This is a genomic window from Tenacibaculum sp. M341 (genome assembly GCF_004337695.1).
Lineage (GTDB): Bacteria > Bacteroidota > Bacteroidia > Flavobacteriales > Flavobacteriaceae > Polaribacter.
Genome location: NZ_SJXJ01000062.1, coordinates 1 through 886, shown reverse-complemented (window position 1 = coordinate 886; position 886 = coordinate 1). Strand labels below are relative to the sequence as shown.

Below are 886 nucleotides of genomic sequence, written 5' to 3'. Positions count from 1 at the left end.
GCTAAAGATTGGCTACTTTTCCCTGAGAATATAGGAAAACACCTATCTATAGATGAAGTAGCTTTATCTAAAGGAGAACTGTACACCATTATCACGAATAAAAAAGCTAAAGGTAAAGCTGGAAGTATTGTAGCTATTATTGCAGGAACTAAAGCAGAACAAATCATCCATCATCTTTACAAAATACCAAGCTCTAAACGCAATAAAGTCAAAGAAATCACTTTAGATATGGCTAATGCAATGAAATTAATCGTTACAAAATGCTTCCCTAAAGCTGTACAAGTAACGGATAGGTTTCATGTACAAAAGTTAGCCTTAGATGCTTTACAAGACATCCGTATAAAGCATCGTTGGGAAGCTATAGAGAAAGAAAATAATGATATAAAAGACACTAAAAGAAATGGTAAAGTATATATTCCTGAAACTTTTGCTAATGGAGACACTTTAAAACAACTATTGGCTAGAAGTCGATACCTTCTATATAAAACAAAGCATGACTGGACTGATAAACAAAAGGTAAGAGCTCAGATGTTATTTGAAAAATATCCAGATATTAAAAAGGCATACGGAATCTGTCAAAAACTTAGAAATCTTTTTAACAACAAAACTATATCTAAACAAGTAGCTTACACTAAACTAGCACATTGGTTTAAAGAAGTAGAAAACTCAGGGTTTAAAGCTTTTAATATTGTAGCTAACTCTATCAGTTTAAATTATAAATCTATACTCAACTATTTTGATAATCGAAGTACAAATGCTTCCGCAGAATCTTTTAATGCTAAAATAAAAGCGTTTAGAGCTCAATTTAGAGGAGTGAGAAATGTAGAATTCTTTCTATACAGATTAACACAAATTTTTGCTTAACCACAACTTTTAGGAATGATCC

Annotated in this window: 1 protein-coding gene; it reads left to right on the top strand. The window is 31.3% G+C overall.

Annotated elements, in window-relative coordinates; translation table 11 throughout:
* A partial coding sequence (locus tag EYW44_RS21910; RefSeq protein ID WP_243643719.1) for an ISAon1 family transposase occupies nt 1-864 on the top strand: 864 nt, incomplete at its 5' end.
* Nucleotides 865-886 lie beyond the last annotated feature (22 nt).